General features: G+C 63.9%; 19 protein-coding genes. 7 read left to right on the forward strand and 12 right to left on the reverse strand.

Features of this window, described 5'->3' with window-relative positions:
* Nucleotides 1-18: 18 nt before the first annotated feature.
* From E4P29_RS00680 to E4P29_RS00710, 7 genes are read right to left on the reverse strand one after another with little or no spacing between them, the layout of a single operon-like run.
* Nucleotides 19-771 carry an enoyl-CoA hydratase family protein gene (locus tag E4P29_RS00680; protein WP_135041057.1) on the reverse strand — a complete coding sequence of 251 codons (753 nt, stop codon included), beginning with the start codon at nt 769-771 and terminating at the stop codon, nt 19-21.
* Nucleotides 771-1,961, reverse strand: a complete 1,191-nt coding sequence (locus E4P29_RS00685; protein ID WP_135041059.1) for an acyl-CoA dehydrogenase family protein — start codon at nt 1,959-1,961, stop codon at nt 771-773. Before E4P29_RS00685 ends, E4P29_RS00680 begins: the two co-directional genes overlap by 1 nt.
* On the reverse strand, nt 1,958-3,931 hold the full coding sequence (locus E4P29_RS00690) for a biotin carboxylase N-terminal domain-containing protein (RefSeq protein ID WP_135041061.1): 1,974 nt from the start codon (nt 3,929-3,931) through the stop codon (nt 1,958-1,960). The genes E4P29_RS00685 and E4P29_RS00690 overlap by 4 nt, the downstream gene beginning before the upstream one ends.
* A 7-nt stretch (nt 3,932-3,938) precedes the next feature.
* Complete coding sequence (locus tag E4P29_RS00695) at nt 3,939-5,537, reverse strand: carboxyl transferase domain-containing protein (RefSeq protein WP_027498168.1); 1,599 nt, start codon at nt 5,535-5,537, stop codon at nt 3,939-3,941.
* Nucleotides 5,534-6,682, reverse strand: a complete 1,149-nt coding sequence (locus E4P29_RS00700) for an acyl-CoA dehydrogenase family protein (RefSeq protein ID WP_135041064.1) — start codon at nt 6,680-6,682, stop codon at nt 5,534-5,536. Before E4P29_RS00700 ends, E4P29_RS00695 begins: the two co-directional genes overlap by 4 nt.
* Entirely contained in the window at nt 6,679-8,373 is a 1,695-nt protein-coding gene (locus E4P29_RS00705) for an acyclic terpene utilization AtuA family protein (protein ID WP_135041066.1), read from the reverse strand. Before E4P29_RS00705 ends, E4P29_RS00700 begins: the two co-directional genes overlap by 4 nt.
* Nucleotides 8,370-9,182, reverse strand: coding sequence for a TIGR03084 family metal-binding protein (locus E4P29_RS00710; protein ID WP_135041068.1), 813 nt, complete (start codon nt 9,180-9,182; stop codon nt 8,370-8,372). The genes E4P29_RS00705 and E4P29_RS00710 overlap by 4 nt, the downstream gene beginning before the upstream one ends.
* 94 nt (nt 9,183-9,276) lie before the next feature.
* On the opposite strand from E4P29_RS00710, the gene E4P29_RS00715 reads away from it, so the two are divergent.
* Both E4P29_RS00715 and E4P29_RS00725 read left to right on the forward strand, forming a co-directional pair.
* Nucleotides 9,277-10,350, forward strand: a complete 1,074-nt coding sequence (locus E4P29_RS00715; protein WP_135041070.1) for an endonuclease/exonuclease/phosphatase family protein — start codon at nt 9,277-9,279, stop codon at nt 10,348-10,350.
* Nucleotides 10,351-10,691: 341 nt separating this feature from the next.
* Nucleotides 10,692-12,542 carry an HNH endonuclease signature motif containing protein gene (locus tag E4P29_RS00725; protein WP_135041072.1) on the forward strand — a complete coding sequence of 617 codons (1,851 nt, stop codon included), beginning with the start codon at nt 10,692-10,694 and terminating at the stop codon, nt 12,540-12,542.
* Nucleotides 12,543-12,586: 44 nt separating this feature from the next.
* Here the strand turns inward: E4P29_RS00725 and E4P29_RS00730 are convergent, their stop codons facing one another.
* Both E4P29_RS00730 and E4P29_RS00735 read right to left on the reverse strand, forming a co-directional pair.
* Nucleotides 12,587-13,216: a class F sortase gene (locus E4P29_RS00730; protein ID WP_245154089.1), complete on the reverse strand. Its 630-nt coding sequence runs from the start codon at nt 13,214-13,216 to the stop codon at nt 12,587-12,589.
* A 49-nt stretch (nt 13,217-13,265) separates the two neighbouring features.
* Nucleotides 13,266-14,720, reverse strand: a complete 1,455-nt coding sequence (locus E4P29_RS00735) for an ice-binding family protein (RefSeq protein WP_245154090.1) — start codon at nt 14,718-14,720, stop codon at nt 13,266-13,268.
* A gap of 405 nt (nt 14,721-15,125) precedes the next feature.
* On the opposite strand from E4P29_RS00735, the gene E4P29_RS00740 reads away from it, so the two are divergent.
* The gene (locus E4P29_RS00740; RefSeq protein WP_135041074.1) at nt 15,126-15,803 is read left to right on the forward strand and encodes a TetR/AcrR family transcriptional regulator C-terminal domain-containing protein; all 678 of its coding nucleotides are present in this window, start codon (nt 15,126-15,128) and stop codon (nt 15,801-15,803) included.
* Nucleotides 15,804-15,810: 7 nt separating this feature from the next.
* On the opposite strand, the gene E4P29_RS00745 is transcribed toward E4P29_RS00740, so the two are convergent.
* The 3 genes from E4P29_RS00745 to E4P29_RS00755 all read right to left on the reverse strand — a co-directional run bounded on the left by E4P29_RS00745 (nt 15,811) and on the right by E4P29_RS00755 (nt 19,653).
* Complete coding sequence (locus tag E4P29_RS00745) at nt 15,811-16,536, reverse strand: alpha/beta hydrolase (protein ID WP_135041076.1); 726 nt, start codon at nt 16,534-16,536, stop codon at nt 15,811-15,813.
* Nucleotides 16,537-16,540: 4 nt separating this feature from the next.
* Nucleotides 16,541-18,253 carry an MDR family MFS transporter gene (locus E4P29_RS00750; RefSeq protein WP_135041078.1) on the reverse strand — a complete coding sequence of 571 codons (1,713 nt, stop codon included), beginning with the start codon at nt 18,251-18,253 and terminating at the stop codon, nt 16,541-16,543.
* Nucleotides 18,254-18,363: 110 nt separating this feature from the next.
* Entirely contained in the window at nt 18,364-19,653 is a 1,290-nt protein-coding gene (locus tag E4P29_RS00755; protein WP_135041079.1) for an MFS transporter, read from the reverse strand.
* 73 nt (nt 19,654-19,726) lie between these two features.
* Between E4P29_RS00755 and aroQ the strand changes: the two genes are divergently transcribed.
* From aroQ to E4P29_RS00775, 4 genes are all read left to right on the forward strand, one after another.
* A complete protein-coding gene (aroQ, locus tag E4P29_RS00760) occupies nt 19,727-20,161 on the forward strand; it encodes a type II 3-dehydroquinate dehydratase (RefSeq protein ID WP_209205251.1) in 435 nt (144 codons plus the stop codon).
* Nucleotides 20,162-20,240: 79 nt separating this feature from the next.
* On the forward strand, nt 20,241-21,011 hold the full coding sequence (locus tag E4P29_RS00765) for a thioredoxin domain-containing protein (protein WP_209205252.1): 771 nt from the start codon (nt 20,241-20,243) through the stop codon (nt 21,009-21,011).
* Nucleotides 21,012-21,032: 21 nt separating this feature from the next.
* Nucleotides 21,033-21,617 (forward strand): vitamin K epoxide reductase family protein, encoded by a 585-nt coding sequence (locus E4P29_RS00770; RefSeq protein WP_135041083.1) that lies wholly within the window; start codon nt 21,033-21,035, stop codon nt 21,615-21,617.
* A gap of 119 nt (nt 21,618-21,736) precedes the next feature.
* Nucleotides 21,737-23,263 (forward strand): bifunctional lytic transglycosylase/C40 family peptidase, encoded by a 1,527-nt coding sequence (locus E4P29_RS00775; RefSeq protein ID WP_135041085.1) that lies wholly within the window; start codon nt 21,737-21,739, stop codon nt 23,261-23,263.
* The last annotated feature ends 16 nt before the right edge of the window (nt 23,264-23,279 follow it).

Below are 23,279 nucleotides of genomic sequence, written 5' to 3' on the forward strand. Positions count from 1 at the left end.
TCCCTGCTCCTTCTCGACCTACTTTTCGGCAGCCCAGGACGGCGGCCTCTTCTCCAGAAAGGACATCATCCCCTCTCGGGCTTCCTCCGATGCAAACAACCTGGCCGATTGCTCGGCGACGGCCGTTCCGCGCTCGTCGATCTCGCGTCTGATCGCGGCGGTGGTGAGCTGTTTGGACTCGGCCAAGCCCTGCGGCGAGCACTTCCGAAACATGATCATGTAGTCGGCCACCGCTGCCGCGGGAACGGCGTCGGCCACGGTGACCAGACCGATCGCCTGGGCGGTGGCACCGTCGAACGTCTCGCCGGTGAGGAAATATCGACTCGCGGCCCGGGAGGTCAATCGCGGCAGCACAGCAACGGAGATGACCGACGCCGCCAGTCCGAGGCGAACCTCGGTCAGGGCGAACGAACTCTGGGATCCGGCGATGGCAATGTCACATGCCGCGACGAGGCCCATCCCACCTGCCCGCACATGCCCGTCGATCTGCACGACGACGGGTTTAGGGGTGTCGATGATCAACCGCATCAGGTCGAGCATCTGCCGGGTGCGCAGCTCCGGTGACGATCCTGCTTCTCGGAGGTCGGCTCCGGCACAGAACGTGGTGCCGGTGTGACCGAGCACGATCGTTCTGACGTCGTCGTCGTGCGCCGCAGCGATGAGGCCCGCTGTCAGCTCCTCGACCAACACTGAGGACAGCGCGTTTCGGTTCTGCGGCGAATCCAACGTCAAATACGCTGTGTCTTTGCCCGACTCGACGAGAACGGCCATCAGTAGCTTCTCGGTAGGCCGAGCGAGTGCTGGCTCACGAAGTTGAGGATCATCTCCCGGCTCACGGGAGCGACGCGGGCGATACGGGCGGCTCCGAGCATCGCAGCCAATCCGTATTCACTGCTCAACCCGGCACCGCCGTGCGTTTGGATCGCCTGATCGAGTGCCTTGATGCTGGCTTCGGCGGCAGCGTACTTGGCCATGTTCGCAGCCTCGGCCGCACCGAAATCGTCGCCGGAGTCGTACAGCACCGCGGCCTTCTGCATCATCAGCTTCGCCAATTCGAGCTCGATCTTGCACTGCGCCAGCGGATGAGACAGGCCCTGGTGCGCACCGATCGGCGTCTTCCAGACGGTGCGCTCCTTGGCGTACTTCACCGCCGCGTCGATGGCGTACCGGCCCATCCCGACGGCCATCGCGGCCCCGAGAATGCGTTCGGGGTTCAGGCCGGCGAACAGCTGCATCAGCGCGGCGTCGGCCTCACCGACGAGTGCCTCGGCGGGGAGCCTGACGTCGTCGAGGAACAGCACGAACTGGTGATCGGGCTCGACGATGTCCATCTCCATCTGCGTCTTCTGCAGTCCGGGAGCGTCGGTGGGCACGATGAACAGGGCCGGCTTGAGCTTGCCGGTCTTGGAATCCTCGGTCCGTGCGACGATCAGGACCGCGTCGGCCTGATCGACACCGGAAATGTAGATCTTGTTGCCCTTCAAGATCCACCCTGCTTCATCCCCCGTCGCTCCGCTCGCCCCGTCCCTGTCACGACGCGCGGTGGTGGTGATCTGATGCGAGTTGGATCCGGCGTCGGGCTCGGTGATCCCGAAAACCATGATCTTGGACCCGTCGGCGAGAGCGGTGAGCCACTCCTGCTTCTGGTCTGGCGTGCCGTACTTACCGATGATGGTGCCGCAGATGGCCGGGCTGACGACGACGAGCAGCAGGCCGGCACCGTGCGCGGCCAACTCTTCCTGCACGAGCGCGAGTTCGTAGATGCCCGCCCCGCCACCGCCGTATTCCTCGGGCAAGTTGACGCCGAGGAAGCCGAGCTTGCCCGCCTCGTTCCACAGTTCGGTCAGCGGCTCACCCTTGCGCGCTTTGGGCAGGACGTAGTCGATGTAGTTGTAGCGCTTGCCCAGTGACGAGACTGCGTTGCGCAGACCCTTCTGCTCTTCGGTTTCGATGAAACTCATGGTTGCTCCACTCCGTTATCGGTGACTACTGCCAAGACCTGTCCTACCTCGACTTGCTGACCCTGCTGCACGTTCAGTTCGGTGAGCACACCATCGGCGGGTGCAGTCACGGTGTGCTCCATCTTCATTGCCTCCAGCCACAGAATGGGCTGGCCTGCGGTGACGGTATCTCCCTGCGCTGCAGCAATTCTGATGACGCTGCCCGGCATCGGCGCGAGCAGTGATCCGGCCGCCACCTCGTCGGTGGGGTCGGTGAACCTCGGTGCCCGAGCCAATCGGACAGGACCCAGGGAAGAATCCACGAACACGTCGGAACCGTAGGTGCTCACTGCGAAGATACGACGAATACCGTTGTCGTCGAGCGTCACCCGAGTCGGTATGTGTTCGACGAGCTGCACGCCGTCCAACGCCACTCCGGCTACCGACGAGGTGAGTCCGCTGCGTCCGATCGAGTATTCGACGGTGATGTCGTTGTACGTCTTGCGCTGCGGTTGCGACCGGAGATTGCGCCAGCCGCCTGGTAGTCCCCGGTTCACCCGAGCTCGCGCGACGTTGCTCGCCGCGTCGGCCAAGGCAGCCGCGAGCGCCGACAGCTCCTCGGATCGGCCGTGTGCGATCGGCTGGGCCAGGACATCGAGGCCGTGCGTGTCGAAGAAGGCGGTATCGGTGTCGCCCGCCAGGAAAGCCGGATGGCGCAGAATGTTGACCAGCAGATCGCGATTGGTCTTCAAGCCGTGAATGGTGGCGTTCTGCAGTGCTTTCGCCAACAGAGTCGCCGCTCGGTCCCGCGTCGGGGCGAAGGAGATCACCTTGGCGAGCATGGGGTCGTACTGCGTTCCCACCACGCTGCCCGTCTCGACGCCGGAATCGACTCTGATGTATCCAGCTTTGTCCGACACCTCGAACTGCGCACCGGGGATCTCGAATCGGTGCACGGCACCGCTCTGCGGCTGCCAGTCCTGAGCCGGATCCTCGGCGTACAGCCGAACCTCGATCGAGTGTCCCCGTGTCGTGGGCTGTTCGGCCGGTAGCCGCTCCCCCGCCGCAACCTGGATCTGCAACGCAACGAGATCGAGACCCGTCGTGCATTCGGTGACCGGATGCTCCACCTGCAAGCGGGTGTTCATCTCGAGGAAGAAAAAGTTTCCCTTCTCGTCGGCGAGGAATTCGACGGTGCCTGCACCCTCGTAGCCGATGGCCTCGGATGCCAGTGTGGCTGCCTCGAACAGCTTCTCGCGCATGCCGTCGATGCGTTCGACGAGCGGCGACGGAGCTTCCTCGACCACCTTCTGGTGCCTGCGTTGAATCGAGCATTCACGCTCGCCCACCGTCCACACCGTGCCGAATCGATCGGCCATGACCTGAACTTCGATATGCCGTCCGGTTTCGATGTACCGCTCGATGAACACCGTTCCATCACCGAAGGCCGACAGGGCTTCTCGTCCGGCCGCCTCGAGCTCCGACTGCAGTGCGTCGAGACTGCGGACGATGCGCATCCCCCGACCGCCACCTCCCGCGGAGGCCTTGATCAGTACCGGTAGCTCGTTCTCGGTGACCGACTCGGGATCGAGTCGAGTCAACACCGGCACTCCGGCGTCGGCCATCATCTTCTTGGACTCGACCTTCGAGCCCATCGATTCGATGGCCTTGACGGGCGGTCCGATCCAGGTCAACCCGGCGTCGAGTACCTGCCGGGCGAATTCGGCGTTCTCGGAGAGGAATCCGTATCCCGGATGCACCGCGTCGGCACCGGCCTGCAACGCGGCGGCGATGATCAACTCTCCGCGCAGGTAGGTCTCGGACGGGCTCTGCCCGGGCAGGCGCACAGCGGAGTCCGCCTCACGCACGTGGGGAGATGCCGCGTCGGCGTCGGAGAAGACCGCGACGGTGTCGATGCCCTCCGCGCGGCAGGTGGTGAAGACGCGTCGGGCGATTTCGCCGCGGTTGGCCACGAGGACTTTGTTCAGCATGCGGGCATCACATCCGGAAGACACCGAAGTTCGCGGTGCCTTCGATCGGGGCAGAGGCGATGGCCGACAGGCACATTCCCACTACCGTGCGGGTGTCACGGGGATCGATGACGCCGTCGTCGTAGAGGCGTCCGGACAGGAACATCGGCAACGATTCGGCTTCGATCTGATTCTCGATCATCGCGCGCAGGCCGGCATCGGCCTCCGCGTCGAACGCTTGACCGCGAGCTTCTGCGGCGGCGCGTCCGACGATGGAGATGACGCCGGCCAGCTGTGCGCCACCCATGACGGCGGATTTGCTGGACGGCCACGCGAAGAGGAAGCGAGGATCGAAGGCGCGGCCGCACATGCCGTAATGGCCGGCCCCGTAGGACGCCCCGAGCAGGATCGAGATATGCGGCACCTTCGAATTGGAGACGGCGTTGATCATCATCGATCCGTGCTTGATCATGCCGCCTTCCTCGTATTCCTTGCCGACCATGTAGCCGGTGGTGTTGTGCAGGAACAACAGTGGCGTATTCGACCGGTTGGCGAGCTGGATGAACTGCGTCGCCTTCTGCGATTCCTCGCTGAACAACACGCCGCGAGCGTTGGCCAGGATGCCGATCGGGTAGCCGTGCAACTCTGCCCAACCGGTGACGAGCGAGCCGCCGTACATCGGCTTGAACTCGTCGAAGTCGGAACCGTCGACGATGCGGGCGATGACCTCGCGGGGATCGAACGGGATCTTCAGATCGGTGGGGACGATGCCGAGCAGATCCTCGGGATCGGCGAGTGGCTCGATGACCTCGGTGCGTGGCTCGGGCCCCTTCTTCTTCCAGTTCAACCGGGAGACGATGCTGCGTCCGATGCGGATGGCGTCCTGCTCGTCGACGGCGAAGTAGTCTGCGAGACCGGACTTCCGGGCGTGCATCTCGGCTCCACCGAGCGACTCGTCGTCCGAGTCCTCACCGGTGGCCATCTTCACCAGGGGCGGTCCGGCCAGGAACACCTTGGATCGTTCCTTGATCATGACGACGTGATCGGACATGCCGGGAACGTAGGCACCGCCCGCAGTCGAGTTGCCGAACACCAGGGCGATGGTCGGAATGCCGGCCGCCGAGAGCTGCGTCAGATCGCGGAACATGCGTCCGCCGGGGATGAACACCTCTTTCTGCGTGGGCAGGTCGGCACCGCCCGACTCGACGAGAGAGATCACCGGCAGTCGGTTCTGGGTGGCGATGTCGTTGCCGCGGAACCCCTTCTTCAGGGTCCACGGGTTGCTGGATCCGCCGCGGACCGTGGGATCGTTGGCCACGATGAGACATTCGACGCCGCACACGACACCGATACCCATGACGGTGCTGGCACCGACGGGAAAGTCGCTGCCCCACGCCGCAAGTGGGCACAGTTCGAGAAACGCGGAATCCTCGTCGATCAACAGTTCGATGCGCTCACGGGCGAGCAGCTTGCCACGCTTCTTGTGGCGATCGACGTACTTCTGACCGCCACCGAGCAGCGCCTTGTCGTGTTCGGCGTCGATCTCGGCCAGTTTGGTGTGCATGGCCTCGGTGGCACCGGTGTACTGCTCCGATGCGGTGTCGAGAGTGGACTTCAGCACGCTCATGCCTGGTACCCCAATCGTTTTGCGGCGAGGCCGGTGAGAATTTCGGTGGTTCCGCCGCCGATACCGAGGATGCGCATGTCGCGGTATTGCCGTTCGACCTCGCTCTCGCGCATGTACCCGAGTCCGCCGAAGAGTTGGACGGCTTGATTGGCCACCCACTCCCCGGATTCGACGGCGGTGTTCTTGGCGAAGCAGACCTCGGCGATGAAGTCGCCGTCCTCCTGCATGGACCGCTCGACGAGGGAGCGGGTGTACACGCGAGCGATGTCGATCTTGCGCGCCATCTCGGTGACGGTGTTCTGTACGGATTGCCGTGCGATGAGCGGCTTTCCGAAGGTCTCTCGATCGCGAACCCACTGCAGCGTCAGATCGAGGCACCGTTGCGCGCTGGCGTAGGCCTGAGCGGCGAGAGCGATACGCTCGGTGAGAAATGCCTGCGCGATCTGGACGAAGCCACTGTTCTCCGCACCGACCAGGTTGGCCACCGGAACCCGTGCGTCGACGAAGGAGAGTTCGGCGGTATCGGAGGCGCGCCACCCCATCTTGTCGAGCTTGCTGGTGACCTCGAAGCCCGGTGTCCCCCTCTCGACGACGAGGAGCGACACTCCGGCTGCACCCGCGCCTCCCGTCCGGACCGCAGTGACGACGAAGTCCGCACGGCACCCCGAGGTGATGTAGGTCTTCGATCCGTTGACGACGTAATGGTCGCCGTCTCTGACCGCCTTGGTCCGCAGATGACCCACGTCGGAGCCGCCGCCCGGCTCGGTGATCGCGAGCGAGCCGATCTTCTCCCCCGCGAGCGTCGGCCGCACCCACTTGTCGATCTGCTCAGGATCTCTCGCGGCAACCAAGTGCGGCAACGCAATTCCACAGGTGAACAGAGAGGCGAACAGTCCGCCCGACGCCCCGGCCTGGTGCATCTCCTCGCAGATCAGCACCGCGTCCGCGAGATCACCACCGTCGCCGCCGACGTCCTCGGGAAACCCTGCGCCGAGCAAGCCCAGAGCGGCCGCTTTCTTGTGCAGCTCGCGCGGGATCTCGCCCTCGGTCTCCCACCGATTCATGTGCGGCGCAATGTCCTGCTCGACGAAACTGCGAACGGTCTTGCGAAGCTGCTGACGCTCCGGGGTAGTCCAGATGCTCATACGAGTGCTCCCTTGTAAGCGAGTGTTTCGGGGATGTCGATGTGTCGCGACCGCAGCCATTCACCGAGTCCCTTGGCCTGTGGATCGAATCTGGCCTGCGAAGCCACGCCTTGACCGAGGATGCCCTCGATGACGAAGTTCACGGCCCGCAGATTGGGCAGCACGTGGCGGGTGACCGTGAGGTCCAGGGCCTCAGGAAGCATCTGTTTCAGGGCCTCGACCGTCAATGCGTGGACGAGCCACGAGAATTCGTCGTCGGTGCGAACCCACACCCCGACGTTGGCGCTCCCGCCCTTGTCTCCGCTGCGGGCGGCGGCGATGGTGCCGAGTGGTAGTCGGATGGTGTCCTCGGCGGCACGCGGTGCCGGAAGTTGCGGTTCGACCAGCGATTCCAGGACTCGCGTCTGCGTCGAGGGTGCAATGCTGCGTTCGGTGCCGTCGGCCAGGTGGGCCGTATGCGGTACGTCGTGTGCGTCGACGAAACCTGCGGTGAACACCCCGTACGGTGCTCCGTTTCCGGGCGGTGCAGTCACCGAGAAGCCCGGGTAGCTGGCAAGCGCGAGCTCGACCGCCACAGCCGAGAACTGGCGTCCCACCGCGTCGGGGTTACTGTCGCGAGCCACGCAACGCAGCAACGCGCTGGCCGTCTCCTCGGTCTCGGCGTCCGGCTTGTCGGTGCGCACCAGGGTCCAGTCCAGTTCGGTCGGCCGTGCGGGGAGCCAGGACTCGAATTGACGCTGTGCCAATGCAGCTTTGGCCTCGATGTCCAGGCCGGTCAACACCATCGTGAATTCGTTGCGGAAGCCGCCGAGTGCGTTGAGCGAGACCTTGTAGGTGGGCGGCGGAGCTTCTCCGGTGACCCCGCTGATCGATACTCGGTTGCTGGACTCCTGCGCCAGGACCGCCGTGTCGATGCGCGCGGTGACGTCGGGGTTCGCGTATCGGCCACCGGTGATCTCGTACAGCAGTTGCGCGGTGACGGTACCGACACTGACGGCACCGCCGGTGCCCTCGTGCTTGGTGATGACGGAGGATCCGTCGGCTTCGATCTCGGCGATCGGGAATCCGGGACGGGACATGTCGGCGATCTCGGTGAAGAACGAGTAGTTTCCGCCGGTTGCTTGAGTACCGCACTCGATGACGTGGCCCGCGATGACCGCGCCGGCCAATGCGTCGTAATCGGTTGTCGACCAGCCGAAGTGAGCGGCGGCGGGTCCGACGATGACACTGGCATCGGTAACTCGTCCGGTCACGACGACATCGGCACCGGAGTTCAGGCATTCCACGATTCCCCAGGCACCGAGGTACGCGTTTGCCGTCAGCGGGCTGCCGAGGCCGAGTTCGTCTGTCCTGCCTAGAAGGTCGTCCCCGTCCACGTAGCCGATCTTCGCGCCGGAATCGAGCTTCTCCAACGCCTCGACCAGTCCGCGGGGATTGAGACCGCCGGCATTGGCGACGATCTTCACGCCCTTGTCGAGTGCCAGTCCGAGGCAGTCCTCGGCTTGCCGCAGAAAGGTTTTGGCGTAGCCACGGGTCGCGTCCTTCATTCGGTCGCGTCCGAGGATGAGCATGGTCAGCTCGGCGAGGTAGTCACCGGTGAGGTAGTCGAGGTCTCCTCCTTCGAGCATCTCCCGCATCGCGGACAGTCGATCTCCGTAGAAACCGGAGCAGTTGCCTATACGTACGGTCATGCTTTTTCGCGTCCTGCCTTGTCTCGTCCCTGACCGGGAGGTCCTGCGAAGGCTTGGGCGATGGTGAGCCAGTGTGCGGCATCGGCCCCGTCGGCTCGAACATCCAGGTCGTCGCGGTGTGCGCGCTGAGTGACGAGAAGGCAGAAGTCGAGTGCAGACCCGGTGACACGCTGTTCTGCGTCGTCGGGACCCCACGTCCACACTTCGCCCGAGGGTGCGGTGAGTTCGATTCCGAACGGTTCCGCCGGCGGAGTCTGCTCGTTGACGGCGTACGCGAAATCTCGTGTCCGGACGCCGATGTGTGCGACTCCGCGGATTCGGTCGGTCGGCACGCGAGTGACGCCCAGCGCATCGGCGACGTCCTGGCCGTGGGCCCACGTCTCCATGAGACGGGCGGTGGCCATGGACGCGGCACTCATGGGCGGGCCGAACCATTGGATCTTGACGCCCGACGGGACCTGCTTCAGCGCGTCCGTCATGGCGTGGCGGCGAGTTCGCCAGGCGCTCAACAGTTCTGGATTGCTCACTTCCTCCTCGGCGGCCTCGTCGACGAACCCGGTGGGGTTCTCCCAGGCCTTTTTCAGCGTGCGAGCGAACTCCTCTTCGGCCGCGGTATCACCGGATGCTGCGGATGTGGTTCGCTCCGCGACGTGATCCGTCCACGACAGGTGCGCGATCTGATGTGCGATCGTCCAGCCCGCCGCCGGAGTAGGTGCCGCCCAGCGTTCGGGTGCCAGCTCGGCCACCAGCGCGTCGAGGTCGTCACCCTCGGCGCGGAGATCGCCGACGAGTGAGTCGAGGTCTGCCATGAGACCAGCTTCACAAAGGCACGAGAAAAAAGCAAGCACGCTTGCTTGTTAATTCGTAACCTTACGTTCGCTTGCCGTCTCTACGGTCGGGAACGTGAAAACGTCGAGACTTGTGGCCGTCGCCATTACCCTCGCCTTCATGGCTGCCGGCTGCTCCTCCACGGACCCGTCTGCTGCGGACCCGACCCCCGACGAACCGTCGAGCATCCGGGTAGCGACATTCAACGCCAGTCTCAATCGGCCCGCGGCCGGACAATTGGTCACCGACCTGAGCACGGAGAACGCCCAGGCTCGCGCAGTGGCCGACGTGATCTCCGCGAACTCACCGGATGTGTTGCTGGTCAACGAGTTCGACTATTCGGGATCGGATGCCCCGACCCTCTTCAACGAGAACTATCTGGACGGGCAGTACCCGTTCTTCTTCACTGCTCCGGTGAACACCGGCGTCGACTCGGGACTCGACCTGGACGGGGACGGCGTACTCGGTGGCCCCGGTGATGCCTGGGGATTCGGACAGTTCCCCGGCCAGTACGGCATGGTGGTGTACTCGAAGTTCCCGATCAACACCGGTGCGGTACGCACGTTCCAGAACTTTCTGTGGAAGGACATGCCGGACTCGCTGTTACCGCGCGACTATTACGGAGAGAACGCGGACGCGCTTCGACTGTCCAGCAAGTCTCATTGGGACGTGCCCGTCGACGTGAACGGGAAGACGCTGCACGTGTTGGCCTCGCATCCCACTCCCCCGTCCTTCGACGGACCCGAGGACCGTAACGGTAAGCGCAATCACGACGAGATCCGGTTGAGTGCCGATTACATTTCCGGTGCCGACTACCTCTACGACGACACCGGCGTGCGAGGCGGACTCGACGAGGGAGCGTCGTTCGTGATGATGGGCGATCAGAACAGCGATCCGGTCGACGGCGACTCCGTGGCCGGTGCCATCGCACAGGTTCTGGATCTTCCGCGAGTACGAGATCCGGCACCCATGTCGGATGGACATGGAACGGACACAGCCGATTTCGCTGATCCGACGCCGGGTGACCTGCGCGTGGACTACGTACTGCCCTCGGACGATCTGACGGTGCGCGACTCGCAGGTGTATTGGCCCGATCAGGCCGAGCACCCGTCGGATCACCGATTGGTGTGGGTAGACCTCGAAATGTGATGCGCGAGTGACCGAACTGCCGATTGTCGAGTTCGCCTACCCGGGCCCACTACGGGACACGCTGGTTGCGGCCGGGGAGATCCGAACTTCACGGTGAACGATGACACCCAGGTGGTGCTGGAGCGATTCGAGCCGACATGAAGGTCGCCCGACAGTCTTGCGGCGATGTTCGAGGTCCATCCGCGGACCCGGTGTTTGTCGGTGGGTGGGTGTATAGACACGCCGCCTCCAATCCTTCTTCATTGCAACATAATTGAGGTTGACGATTGGTTCAGATCCCGGTACCATCGAACACACGTTCTACACATTGTTGGAACACCTGCCGGGGGGGCGAAGACACAATGGGCACATCGACGCGTAGCCGTTTCGCGGCCTATCTCGGGCCGCAATCGAAGCCGTACATCGAGGCTGCTTCGTTGGCCGAGATTCGGGATGTCGCGATTCTGGAGAATCAGGCGTGCGCCCGCAAGGTCGCTGTGGCCGCCGCCATCTGGGACTCGTGCATTCATCAGAACGTTCTGGTCGGCGATGTCGTTCAGGATGCGGGCAACTATGCAGCGTCCGAGATTGCGCACGTGCTGGGTTGTTCGAAGACGGTCGCGAACTCGTACGCCGAGATCGGTATGGACCTACGGCTTCGGCTACCCGCCATTGCAGCTGCGTTCGGGGTCGGCGAACTCGATTTGCCCCGAGTCCGTGCGATCTACCGCTGCACTCACAATCTGACGCAGGACGCAGCAACGGCTGTCCAGATCGAGGTTCTCCACGCTGCCAGACGCCTCTCCCCCGGCCCGCTCGCGACCGAGATCTGGTCGATCATGTACCGCATCGCGCCCGAGGAGGCCGCCGCTCTCCGTAAGGACCTGGAACGACACACCAACGTCACTTACACCGACAAGGACGTGCTGTCGACGCTCAAAGCCGATCTCACCGCTGCCGACGCCGCCGCAGCCTGGCAGCTGATCAACGAGATGGCCGCCACCGTCTGCCGACGCGATCCGCGCAACAAAGGACAGAGACGAGCGGCCGCGTATGTCGCTCTGCTGCACCAGGAATCGTTTATGGAGTGCCTGTGCGACGCGAACGACGACCATCCGTGCACGGCCGACGCATCGCGACCTGATCGACGTGCACCACTGACCGTCATCACCGTCGACCTCGCCACCCTCGCCGGCTTGCTGTCCAATCCCGCGCACCTGGCCGGACACGGAACCATCGACGCCGAGTACGCCCGCGAGCTTGCCGAGAACGCACAGTGGCAGCTCCTGCTGACCGAGGCGCGCAACCTCGCCGACAAACTCGGACACGGTGACGACCTCGAATCGATGATCGACGTCGACTCGACAGAAGACACGAAGACCGACACTGGCGCTGGGACCGACACCGAAAACGTCGCCGTGGATGTCATAGACGGGGACGATGCAGGGGATGCCGAACCGCTTCGGCCGCCACGTACCCCGCATGTGGTGTTTCATCCGCTGGGTCGTGGGCGTCGTCGAAGCGGGGCAGTTCCTCGTCCACTCCGATCGCCGGCTTCCAGATCAACGGCTTTCAAATCAACGGCGGCAGCCAGCACTCCACCGCAGAGTAGTTGCATTGCCACGCCGTATCGCGGTGCTTTCTCTCTGGTGGCCGAGTTCGAGGCGGCGATCGCAAGCAACCCCACGCTCGGGGTGGCGCGTCACCCGGATGGGCATGGCGGCCTCGTCATACCGCCACCCGGAGCCCTCGTCTATCGGCCGTCCAGCGCACTCGCCGACAGTATTCGGTTCCGCGACCGGACCTGCAGGCATCCCGGTTGTGACGTCCCGGCGCAGCAGTGCGAGATCGACCATATCGTTCCCTATTTACACCGTGATCCCGCAAGCGGTGGGTGGACGATCGCCACCAATCTCCACTGCCTGTGCCGATATCACCACAGCCTCAAGACCATGGGCCTGTGGACTCCGGTCATGATTGCCGACGGCGTCGAATTCTGGGTCTCCAATGCCGGCACCACCGCCGTCACCGGCCCCGCAACAACTCAGCTCGCCGATTGCGGCCACCTACCGACCGTCTACCGCAGACCCAAAGGCGCGAAACGGCAGGCAGATTTATCGACCCCGACCGCACCAAGACTTCGATCTACGTCGACCTCGGTGCCTCTGTCCACTTCCGCATCCGCACACGACGACGACGTGCCACCGTTTTGAATGCGCAGTCGATGGCGCTGCAGCCGGGCTCGAAAGGCAGAGCGTCAGACCCGATCCGCGTAGACGACGATGTTGTCCTCGTAACTCGCTACATCCGAATCGAATTGGCCACCGCACGTGATCAGACGCAACCCTGGGTGGTCGAGGTCGCCGTACACCTTCTGGGTGGGGAAAGCATCCTTCGGATACTGCTCCACAGCGCTGACGACGAACCGGACGGTGCTTCCATCCTCGGCAGTGACGGACACATCGTCTCCCTGCTCCAGTTCGCGGAGTCGATAGAACACACCCGGGCTACCGGCCCAATCCACATGGCCGGCAACGATCGACGGTCCCAGCTGACCGGGAATCGGCGATCCGGTGTACCAGCCTGCGGGAAAACCGCCCGGCGGAACGTCCATTGCTCCATCGGGGTTCAACCCGAGGTCCATCACATCGGAATCGACACCGATCGCCTCGATCTCGATACGTTCGGGCGGAGATGCGACACCCTCTACCGAACCAGCGCCCTGGGCAGGGACCGAATTGGGTTGAGCGACAACCTCAGCCGATGTCGTCGCTGGCGTTCGAGACGGAGCGGGTTCGTCGACGGGTGTCGCGCAACCCGATACGAGCGCGACCGCCATCAAGCAGGCTGCTGCCGCAGCCCGCACTGCGACCCGGCGACGGGTCACAGTGCGGGAAACGTGTGCAGCAGTAGTTATTTCACTGTTCACGTGTTACTCAGCGTCGACGACGGCTCAGAGCCAAGGCCGAGAACCCGCCTGCAGCGAGTACCACCAGTACAGCCCACATCGACGTCATCGACGCCGCGGCCGGCCGCACGCTGGTGCTGCCATCGCCCGTTTCGACTCCACCGTTGGGAATCTGGGTGATCTGGCCACCGGGGTTGTACGTACCCGGCTGATCCGGACCGCTGGGCTGTTCGGGAGTACCCGGGGTGCGCGGCTGGTCAGGGGTGTTGGGAGTGTTCGGGGTGTTGGGGGTGTTCGGGGTGTTCGGGGTGTTCGGCGTGTTCGGGGTGTTCGGCGTGTTGGGGATGTTCGGGGTATTCGGCACGTCCGGAATTCCGGGGATACCGGGGATGGGCGGAAGCGTGATCACCGGCGGCAGACCGGGAATGGGCGGCAGACCCGGAATCGGGGGTACTTCGATGACGATCGGCGGCGTTCCGCCACCGCCGCCATCACCCGGTGATCCTGGCGTACCGCCACCGCCACCCGGCGTTCCGCCACCGCCACCGCCACCCGGTGCGGTCGTCGTAGTCGTGGTTGCCGGCGGCGTCGTGGTGGTGGTTGTTGTGACCGGCGGCGTGGTGGTCGTCGTCGTGGTCGTGACCGGCGGCGTCGTCGTCGTGGTCGTGACCGGCGGCGTCGTCGTAACCGGTGGGGTGATCCCACACTCCGCATTGCTGATTGTGTTCGAGTCGAGGGTGACTGCGCCGGTCAGTGCCAGGAGTCGTCCTCGCACATCGGCATCCGTCGTCGCGGTGATCGACGCCTGCGCCATGACCGTGCCGACGAAATCGGTGCCGGTGCCGAGAGTGGCCGAGCTTCCCACCTGCCAGAACACGTTGCACGGGCTGGCCCCGTTGATCAGCGAGACACTGCTGTTCGACCCCGTGATGAGAGTGGATCCAGCTTGGAAGATGAAGACGGCTGCGGAATTGCCTTGCGCGTCGAGGACCAAAGGCAGAGGTCCGGTCAGTCCGAGCGTGTCGCCCTTGTACAAACCGGCATACCGAGTGGTGCCGCCCAGCTCGACCGGGACCAGTTCGGGACCCGACCTGTTGGCAGCGTCGGTGTATGCAACCTGCAGAGCAGCTTTCGCATTCAATGCTCGTTCGTTCTTGTCATCTATGACGCCGTTGGTCACTTGGCCTTGCAGCAGTCCGCTGACGCTCGAAGGGTTCCCGTCACCTGGGCTCACACCCACGGAGCCGTTGATCACAGATCCACCCGCATCGGTCACGGTGGAGCCGGCAAGAATTGCATACGGGTCTGCTGCACCGAGACCGACGGTGGGGACGACGACAGCAGGTGATTGAGCGTCGGCCGAAGAGGCGTTGACCAGCATGAGCGCGCTGGTTGCCAGTGCGACGGTACCGACGAGGGGAATCAACGCCGAGCCCTTGCGTCGGGATCTGGACTGCGCAGGACGATGTTGCGGAGAGTACATGGTGAGTACCGATCTGCTCGAGGAGGTGCGCGCGAGGCTTGTTGCCGCACAACGCGTTATGAATATCGATTCCCCCGACGAGATTCGACAGAATTCAGATGTCACGCGACGGTCGACGATGGTCACTGGAATTCACCAGGGGCGTCGAGGTCTCGCGGAATCCGTAGATCGGTGGCGTCGCCGGCTGGCTGTTCAACCGCACGACATGGGTAGAGGGGGCGCGGAGGCTCGTGGCCCACTCCGCAACAGCGAGTTTCCCCGTATCTCTACGGTGTAGAACTACAGCTCACCATGTGTAAGGTCTGGGGTCAAGCGAAAAGCGTTGGTGAACAGCAAGATTGTTTGTCGACCGAAAGCCGAACGGCGTGCCGCTTACTCGAAACCCGACATCGGCGGAGCAATGTGATGACCCCCTCGGATCGCAGCAGCCAGAACTCTCGGGACAGAATCGACCACGAATTCGTCGTGTCGGCCGCCCTCGCCATCATCGACGACACCGGACTCGACAGCCTGACCATCCGCAGCCTCGCCGTATCGATCGATCGCGATCCCATGACCGTGTACCGGTACGTCGCCACCAAGGAAGCACTACTCGATGCCGTTGCCGATTCGATTCTCGGCGACCTCGTCTCGGTGGACGGATCGGACACCGATTGGCGACGTCAGCTGACGATCTTCGGACGGCACTATCGCGAACTCGCCTTGGCGCATCCGCGCGCGGCCGTTCTGCTGGCGACTCGGCCACGCGCAACTCCGCTGGGCCTGGGTACCACCAGGTCCCTGATGTCACTCGAAGGAATACTGAGCCTGCTCGCCACGGCGGGATTCACTGTCCCCGAAGCGCTCTCGGCTTACCGATTGCTGATGTCGCTACTCCGCGGTCACGTGCTCAGTGAAACGCAGGAGACGACGGACAACCCGGACGAGACGGTCGACAGACTCAGCCTCGCGTTACGCCGACTACCGATCGAGGATTTTCCGATCATGTCCGTCCTGCCGCCGCTCATCACCGCATACGACGGTGCCCACGAACTCGACCGCGGATTGGACGCCTTGTTCGACGGCCTGCGTCACATCCCGTGACCTCGGTTCATGTTCGGCGAATGGGCGCGAACGTTCGTACGGCATCACGGGTGAAGAAGTCCAGCAACATCGCATTGCACAACGCGGGCTTCTCGACCAACAGACCATGCGAGGTACCCGGGACTATCGCCAACTCGGCGACCGGGACACTGCGATAGAACTCGGCAGCATGCTCGATGCTCACCTCGTCGTCGTCACCGATCATCACCAGAGTGCGCACCGACAACGCGGCGAGATCGCTCGGAGTCAGTGCGGGGTCTGCGCTGTGCATATCGTCGAGTCGCCGTACGAAATCGCTGCGGTCGGCATCGGCGAGCCCGGACAACCCGCCGCCCCAACCGTCGCGATGAAAGACACTCGCGACGCAGGCGAGACGGTCCACGAGATCCGGGCGTTGCAGCGCCACCAGTAGCGCCACGACACCGCCGTCGCTGCAGCCGGCCAACCGCGTCCGCCGCCCGACGACCTCCTCGATGAACGCAATGGTGTCGGCGACCATGTCCGAGAACGTCAACTCCGAGGAGAGACCCGGCCCGGAGACATCCGGGGTGCGGCCATGCCCTCGACGTTCGGGCGTGAAAACCCGAAACGCCGAGGACAAGCCGGCGACAGTGACATCGAGTGCTCGCGCATCAGCGCCCCCAGGATGGAGAAGAACCAGCGGGTCTCCGTCACCCACCTCGGCGTACCAGGTGTCCACCGAGCCGAGCCGGACCCAGTTCTCCGAATTCACGCCATCAATGTAAACCGGTGCCCACGTCGTTGGCTTGCTCTTCGTCGCGTTCCTGCTGTGCTGCCGCCAAACCCGACATCGTGCGCAGCGGCACCTCCTTGAGGAAGAGCACCAGGACGAATCCGAGGAGCATCAGGATCGATACGGCCAGGAACACGTAGTCCATCGCATCGGAGAAGCCGATACGGAACGGCTCGGCAAGCGCGGGATCGAGCTTCTGGATGAACGAACTGTCCTGCAAGGCGCTACCGGCAACGGATGCATCACCCGAGGCGATGGCCTTCGCAAAACCGGACTGCAACGGATCGGCACTGGTGGCCGCGCTCTGCACGGCCTGCTGGAACGCGGGCGTCGAACCAGCGGCGACCAACGCATCGCCGGTCTTGGGAGTCAGCTGCGTGAACAGCATCGACAGGAACACCGCCACGCCGACCGTCGCACCGATCTGACGGAAGAACGTTGCCGCCGAGGTGGACACGCCCATGTCCTTGGGCGGCATCGCATTCTGGATGGCCAACGTGAGCGGCTGCATCATCGAACCGAGACCGAGACCGAACACACCCATCACGACCATCGTCTGCCACAACGGAGTGTCGGCGTGCACGTAGTGGAACGTGAACATGGCGATCGCCATCAGCGCAGTGCCGACGATCGGAAAGATCTTGTAGCGCCCCGTCTTCGAGATGATCGAACCCGACACGATGGACGCGATCATCAAAGCGCCGACGAGCGGCAAGGTCTGATAACCGGCGAGAGTCGGCGAGGAACCCTTGACCACCTGCAGGTACTGCGGCAGCAACGAGATGCCGCCGAACATGGCTGCGCCTGCGATGACACTGACGGCAATACACAACGAGAACAACGGGTTTCGGAAGAACCGCATGGGGATCAGGGCGTCGTCGCCCATCTTGATCTCGGCGAGCACGAACGCGATGACGCCCACGATGCCGATTCCGAAGCACAGCAGTGCCCGCGGCGAACTCCATCCCCAGACGCGGCCCTGCTCGGCGATGATCAGTAGCGGCACGAGCCCGACGCTGAGGAGCACTGCGCCCCACCAGTCGACACGAGCTTCGCGGCGGTACACCGGCAGGTTCAGCACCCGCCAGACGACGACGAGCGCGATGATGCCGAGCGGAACGTTGATGTAGAAGACCCAGCGCCAGCCGGTGATGCCGAGAATGGACGACTGCCCGGCCAGCAGACCGCCGATGACCGGCCCGAGCACACTGGACGTACCGAATACGGCCAGGAAGTAACCCTGATACTTTGCCCTCTCTCGCGGGGGCACGATATCGCCGATGATCGCCAACGCCATCGACATCAGTCCACCCGCACCCAACCCCTGAATGGCACGGAAGGCTGCGAGCTCGTACATCGATGTCGCGATACCGCACAGCATGGAGCCGACGACGAAAATCGAGATCGCCGTCATGAAGAACGGCTTGCGTCCGTAGAGGTCGGAGAGCTTGCCGTAGAGCGGGGTGGAGACAGTAGAGGTGATCAGATACGCCGTGGTCACCCATGCCAGAACGGAGAACCCGTTCAGGTCGTCGGCGATGGTGCGTACCGACGTCGACACGATGGTCTGGTCGAGAGCCGCCAGGAACATCCCCATCATCAGACCCGACAGAATGGTCATGATCTCGCGGTGCGAATACTCGCCGACCGCAGGAGTCACTGCACGCTCGGCGGTCGCTTCGAACTCGGCGGACACTTCAGGCTCGCTTACCATCTCTTTGTTGCACCTTTACGTAACGTTTGCTTGTGTCCTACAACAATATTGGGACCACCAGCATGCTCGCAGAAAGCCGTTTGAGCAAAGGTTTATTTGCGGCGAATCCGGTCACGGACCTCGCGCATCGTGTGCGGGTGGATGCCGTCGGCCGCAAGTACCTTGCGTGTTTTACGACGCGTCGCCAACACCCCGATGATCGCGACGATCCACACCGGAAACTGCGCCAGCATCGCGACCCGGAAACTGTCGAAGTCGTAACCGCCCATGGCGTCGAGAATCCACCCGATCGCCGCGATGACCAACAGCGATGCCAGGAAGCCGCCGATGTTGACCATCCCCTGAGCCGTCCCCAGATTGGCACTCGGATTGAACGTGCGGGCGAGGTCGAATCCGATCACCGACCCCGGCCCACCCACGGAAATCACCACGACGAGAAGACCGAGCAGCCACAGCGGCGCAGGTCCGGGAAGCGACAGCACGATGGCCCACATCGTGGCGTTGCTGACCATGATCGCCAGTACCAGCCAGGACCGACGCATCGGGTAGCGGCCGGTGAGCAAACCGAGCACGATGCCCGACACCACCGCCGACAGCACCGACAACGTCAGCAGCGCTCCGGCCGTCGACGCCGACAATCCCTGAGCGGTGGTCATGTACGGCACGCCCCACAACAGGGCGAAGGTGGTGATCGAGAACTGGGTCCCCATGTGCGAGAAGAATCCGAGCCGGGTTCCCGGTCGTCGCCACACCTCGCCGATGGAGTCCAGCGTCTGCCGCAACGACGTCGGTTCCGGTTCCGGAGCAGTGCTGTCGTCCGGACGATCTCGAATCAGAGCGAGTGCCAGGACGAGTGCGAGCAAACCCAGAGCCGCAGCGCTACCGAAAGCGAACGTCCACCCCGGCCCGTTCAACAGGATCAGGAAGGGCACTGCCGAGAGCACCTGCCCGAGCTGCCCCAGTAGCCCGGTCAGCTGGGACACGATCGGCACCCGCCGCGGCGAGAACCAACGCGGCACCAAACGCAGGACCGAGATGAACGTCAGCGCGTCGCCCACGCCCACGAATGCACGTGCCGCCACCGCGACCGGCAGCGAATCGGTGAGCGCCAACGTGATCTGCGCCGACGCCATGATCAGCGCACCGGCGGCGATCATCTTGCGCGAACCGATCCGGTCCAGCAGCACCCCGGCGGGAATCTGCATCGCCGCGTACACGACCACCTGCAGCACCACGAACGAGGACAACAGAGATGGAGAGATCGAGAACCGGTCCGCAGCGTTCAGCCCTGCGACCCCGAAAGCCGTTCGATGCAGCACCCCGATGACATAGGCGAAGACACCGATGCCCCACACCACCCAGACTGTCTTGCCAGTACTCACCGGACGATTGTGTCAACCACGCTGTGGAATGATCGGACCCGGTAGTTCTCAGAGCAGGAAAGTGAGTGACGTCATGGCCGAGCAAGTACTGGTGCTCAACGGTCCGAACCTGAACATGCTCGGCACCCGGCAGCCCGAGGTGTACGGCCACGCCACCCTCGCCGACGTCGTCGCCCTGTGCGAGAAAACCGCTGCCACACACGGACTCGACGTGAAAGCGGAGCAGTCCAACCACGAGGGACAGTTGATCGACTGGATCCACGAGGCACGCGGGGTGGCGTCGGGCATCGTCATCAACCCCGGCGGATTGACCCACACGTCGGTGGCGCTGCGTGACGCACTCGTCATCCCCGAGGTCCCGATCATCGAGGTGCACATCTCCAACGTGCATGCCCGCGAGGATTTCCGGCACCACTCCTACGTCTCTCCGATCGCCAGCGGCGTCATCGCCGGACTCGGCATCGACGGATACCGATTCGCGATCGAACGACTCGCTGCACTCATCTGACACAGCACTTATCTGATACAGCACTTATCTGATACAGCTCTCATCTGACACTCAGGTTGTCCTGCATAAACTGGTCGCCGTGAACACCAGCAACAAGGCAACGAAAGACAGCAGAGCGTCCAAGGACATCCGGGCAATGCAGAACGGCGACAAGAATCGCCGAACGTTGATCCAGATCGTCGTCGCCGTAATTCTGATTGCACTCGTTGCGGCCATTGCTCTGTTCATCGTCAACAAGGATTCGTCGTCGGGTGAGGCATCCCCCGCCGCGAGTTCTGCACAGGGTTCGCAGCTGACGCCCACCTCACTCACCGCGAACGGTGCCATTCGTTTCGGCAACCCCGACGCCACCACGGTCGTCAGCGTCGTCGAGGACTTCCAGTGCCCGGCCTGCAAGGCATTCGAGTCGGTGAGCGGATCGACTCTGCAGCAGCTGGCCGACGCCGGCAATGTCGCCGTCGACTACCGTCCCATCTCCATTCTCGATCGCTTCTCGAACGGCACCATGTACTCCACTCGCGCCGCGAGTGCGTCGATCTGCGTCGCCGAGAACGATCGCGACAGTTGGATGAACTGGCACAACTCGATGTTCGCCGAGCAGCCCGCCGAGAACGGCAACGGTCTGCCCGACGACAAGCTCGTCGAGATCGCCACCGCAGCCGGTGCCGACTCCCCCGCCACCGCGTCGTGCATCACCGACGGCAGTTACACGGACTGGGTCACCAGCCAGACGCAGACCGTCATCGGCGAGGGCATCAACGGCACGCCGAGCGTCCGCGTCAACGGCACCGACGTCGCCACCCCGACACCCGAGAACATCCTCGCTGCCGCCGCGGCAGCCGGAAACTGAAGCAGCAACCGGTAACCGACCATGACAACTCGCGCCGGCGCTGCTGTCTTCACTCTCTTCAGCGCACTGGGGCTCCTCGCCGCACTGACCCTGACGATCGAACGATTCAAGCTCCTCGAAGACGCGTCCTACGTTCCGTCGTGCAGCCTGAATCCGGTGCTCTCGTGCGGGTCGGTGATGGTGACGAAACAGGCCGCGCTGTTCGGATTTCCCAATCCGATCCTCGGAATCGTGGCGTTCTCCGTCGCCCTCGTCGCCGGTGTCCTGTGGCTCGGCCGCGTCGAACTCCCGCACTGGTTCTGGCTCGGACTGAGCGCCGGGCTGCTGCTCGGCGAAGTGTTCGTGCACTGGCTGATCTTCGAGAGCCTGTACGAGATCAACGCCCTGTGCCCGTACTGCATGGTGGTGTGGGCAGTGACGATGCCGCTCTTCGTGTTGGCCCTGAGCCGACTGATCAGTACCGGCTCGAACACCACTGGTGCAGACGCCGGCACAATCGGCCGGCTGTTCCTCGAGTGGCGGTGGACGCTCCTCGCGGTCTGGTACGCAATCGTCGTCGCGCTCATCGGAATCCGGTTCTCGGACTACTGGGCCTCGTTGCTCTGACAGTTTCGCAAAACTCATGAGTCGATCGGCTGCACCGTGCATGATAGTTGCAGCACCCGGGTGAGTCTGATCACAGCTCCTGGCTCGGGGAAGAACGATCGAGTAACAGGAGTCGAAGCATGGCAGGCGATCCCTTCGCAGTCATCGTTGCCGTCATCGTGTCTGCCGCAGGCGCAGTCGCCGGAACGGACGCCCCAGCTCCACTGCAGAATCAGGCGGTGAAGGATCAGGCAGCCGCGGTCGCTGCCGCTGCCGAGGACCAGGGCAAGACGATGTCCGATCAATGGGCAGAACTGATGGGCACCATGCCCGAACCCGCCGCTGACGTCGCAGACCGGACCCTGAACGACGCCGCCGAGGGACTGCACACCGCCGTCGAACCGATGCTCCCGGACATGCCCACGGTTGCCGAGATCGAGACGCCGGCAACTCTCGCAGCTGCCGACCCGGGCGCAGTGTCCCCAGCTGCAGGGGCGGCCGTCACACAGGCTGCCATCACTGCCGGTGCCGCCCCGCTTCCCTTCAGTGTCTTCTCGTCGAACAGTGTCTTCTCGCCGAACAGTGTCCTCTCGCCGAGTGCGGCATCCGCCGCTGTCGCCGGGCTCGGTACCGGCGCTCTGCAATTCGCCGGCCGGACGTACACCGCCGCCGACATCGCGACCCAGACGGCGTTCATGGCGTCGGCCGAGGCCATTCGCCGAGCACTGTTCCCCGGTCTACCCATCACGTTCACCGGCATCAATGTGGGTCCGATCGGTTTGGGCGCGGTGGGAGCCATCACCGCGTTCGTTCCGTGGTTGCAGAAGGCGGGCAACATCTGCGGCGGCGTCAAGGCCACGACGATCGCCGCGCTCTATGCCGCCGAGAACGGATTCCGGTACGGTCCCACAGCTCCGGTATCGAGCACCGGCGCACAGGGACCCGGCCAGTTCATGCCGGGAACATGGGCGACTTACGGCAAGGACTACGACGGCAACGGCGTGGTCGACGTCAACAGCATCGGTGACTCGGTCATGGCGTCGGGCGCGATGCTGTGCGACATCTACGGGCAGGTCGACGGCTGGAAGCGCGCAGGCAAGGTATCCGGTGACACGACGGACCTCACCCTCGCCGGATACAACGCCGGAGCGGCCGCAGTGCTGCGCTCGGGTGGAATGCCCTCGGGGACAGTCGATTACGAGACGCAGACGAAGCCCTACGTAGCGCGCATCCGGGCCACCGAGGCGCAGTTCGCGGCCATCCTCACTCCGTTCGCCGGGCTCGATCTCACCGGGATGGGCGGGCGGGCAGTGCAGTTGGCGATGGACTACCTGGGACTTCCGTACGTGTGGGGCGGCGGAAACATCAACGGACCGTCCGGCGGCGGATTCGACTGCTCGGGCCTGACGTCCTACGCACTGTTCAAGGCCTCGGGCGGAAAGGTCACCCTGCCGCGTACGTCGGAGACGCAGTGGAACGTGGGCACCGAGGTGCCGATGGCCCTCGCCCAGCCGGGCGATCTGCTGTTCGGCAACTGGGGCGCGGCGGGCCCGGGACACGTGGCGATCTACATGGGCAACGGACAGATGGTGCATGCGCCCACCACCGGTGACGTGGTGCGGGTGGCACCGGTGTTCGACGGAATGCGAGCCCGCCACATCCTGTAACGGGTATCGCGTAGGT

Source organism: Rhodococcus sp. 1R11, assembly GCF_004563845.1.
In the GTDB taxonomy this organism is placed as follows: domain Bacteria; phylum Actinomycetota; class Actinomycetes; order Mycobacteriales; family Mycobacteriaceae; genus Rhodococcoides.

Excerpts from the sequence above, each read along its gene's own strand:
- E4P29_RS00775 (WP_135041085.1), top strand. The coding sequence starts at position 21,737 with ATGGCAGGCGATCCCTTCGCAGTCATCGTTGCCGTCATCGTGTCTGCC.
- E4P29_RS00710 (WP_135041068.1), bottom strand. The coding sequence starts at position 9,182 with ATGGCAGACCTCGACTCACTCGTCGGCGATCTCCGCGCCGAGGGTGAC.
- E4P29_RS00685 (WP_135041059.1), bottom strand. The coding sequence starts at position 1,961 with ATGAGTTTCATCGAAACCGAAGAGCAGAAGGGTCTGCGCAACGCAGTC.
- E4P29_RS00695 (WP_027498168.1), bottom strand. The coding sequence starts at position 5,537 with ATGAGCGTGCTGAAGTCCACTCTCGACACCGCATCGGAGCAGTACACC.
- aroQ (WP_209205251.1), top strand. The coding sequence starts at position 19,727 with ATGGCCGAGCAAGTACTGGTGCTCAACGGTCCGAACCTGAACATGCTC.
- E4P29_RS00770 (WP_135041083.1), top strand. The coding sequence starts at position 21,033 with ATGACAACTCGCGCCGGCGCTGCTGTCTTCACTCTCTTCAGCGCACTG.
- E4P29_RS00725 (WP_135041072.1), top strand. The coding sequence starts at position 10,692 with ATGGGCACATCGACGCGTAGCCGTTTCGCGGCCTATCTCGGGCCGCAA.
- E4P29_RS00740 (WP_135041074.1), top strand. The coding sequence starts at position 15,126 with ATGACCCCCTCGGATCGCAGCAGCCAGAACTCTCGGGACAGAATCGAC.
- E4P29_RS00690 (WP_135041061.1), bottom strand. The coding sequence starts at position 3,931 with ATGCTGAACAAAGTCCTCGTGGCCAACCGCGGCGAAATCGCCCGACGC.
- E4P29_RS00735 (WP_245154090.1), bottom strand. The coding sequence starts at position 14,720 with ATGTACTCTCCGCAACATCGTCCTGCGCAGTCCAGATCCCGACGCAAG.
- E4P29_RS00680 (WP_135041057.1), bottom strand. The coding sequence starts at position 771 with ATGGCCGTTCTCGTCGAGTCGGGCAAAGACACAGCGTATTTGACGTTG.
- E4P29_RS00705 (WP_135041066.1), bottom strand. The coding sequence starts at position 8,373 with ATGACCGTACGTATAGGCAACTGCTCCGGTTTCTACGGAGATCGACTG.
- E4P29_RS00700 (WP_135041064.1), bottom strand. The coding sequence starts at position 6,682 with ATGAGCATCTGGACTACCCCGGAGCGTCAGCAGCTTCGCAAGACCGTT.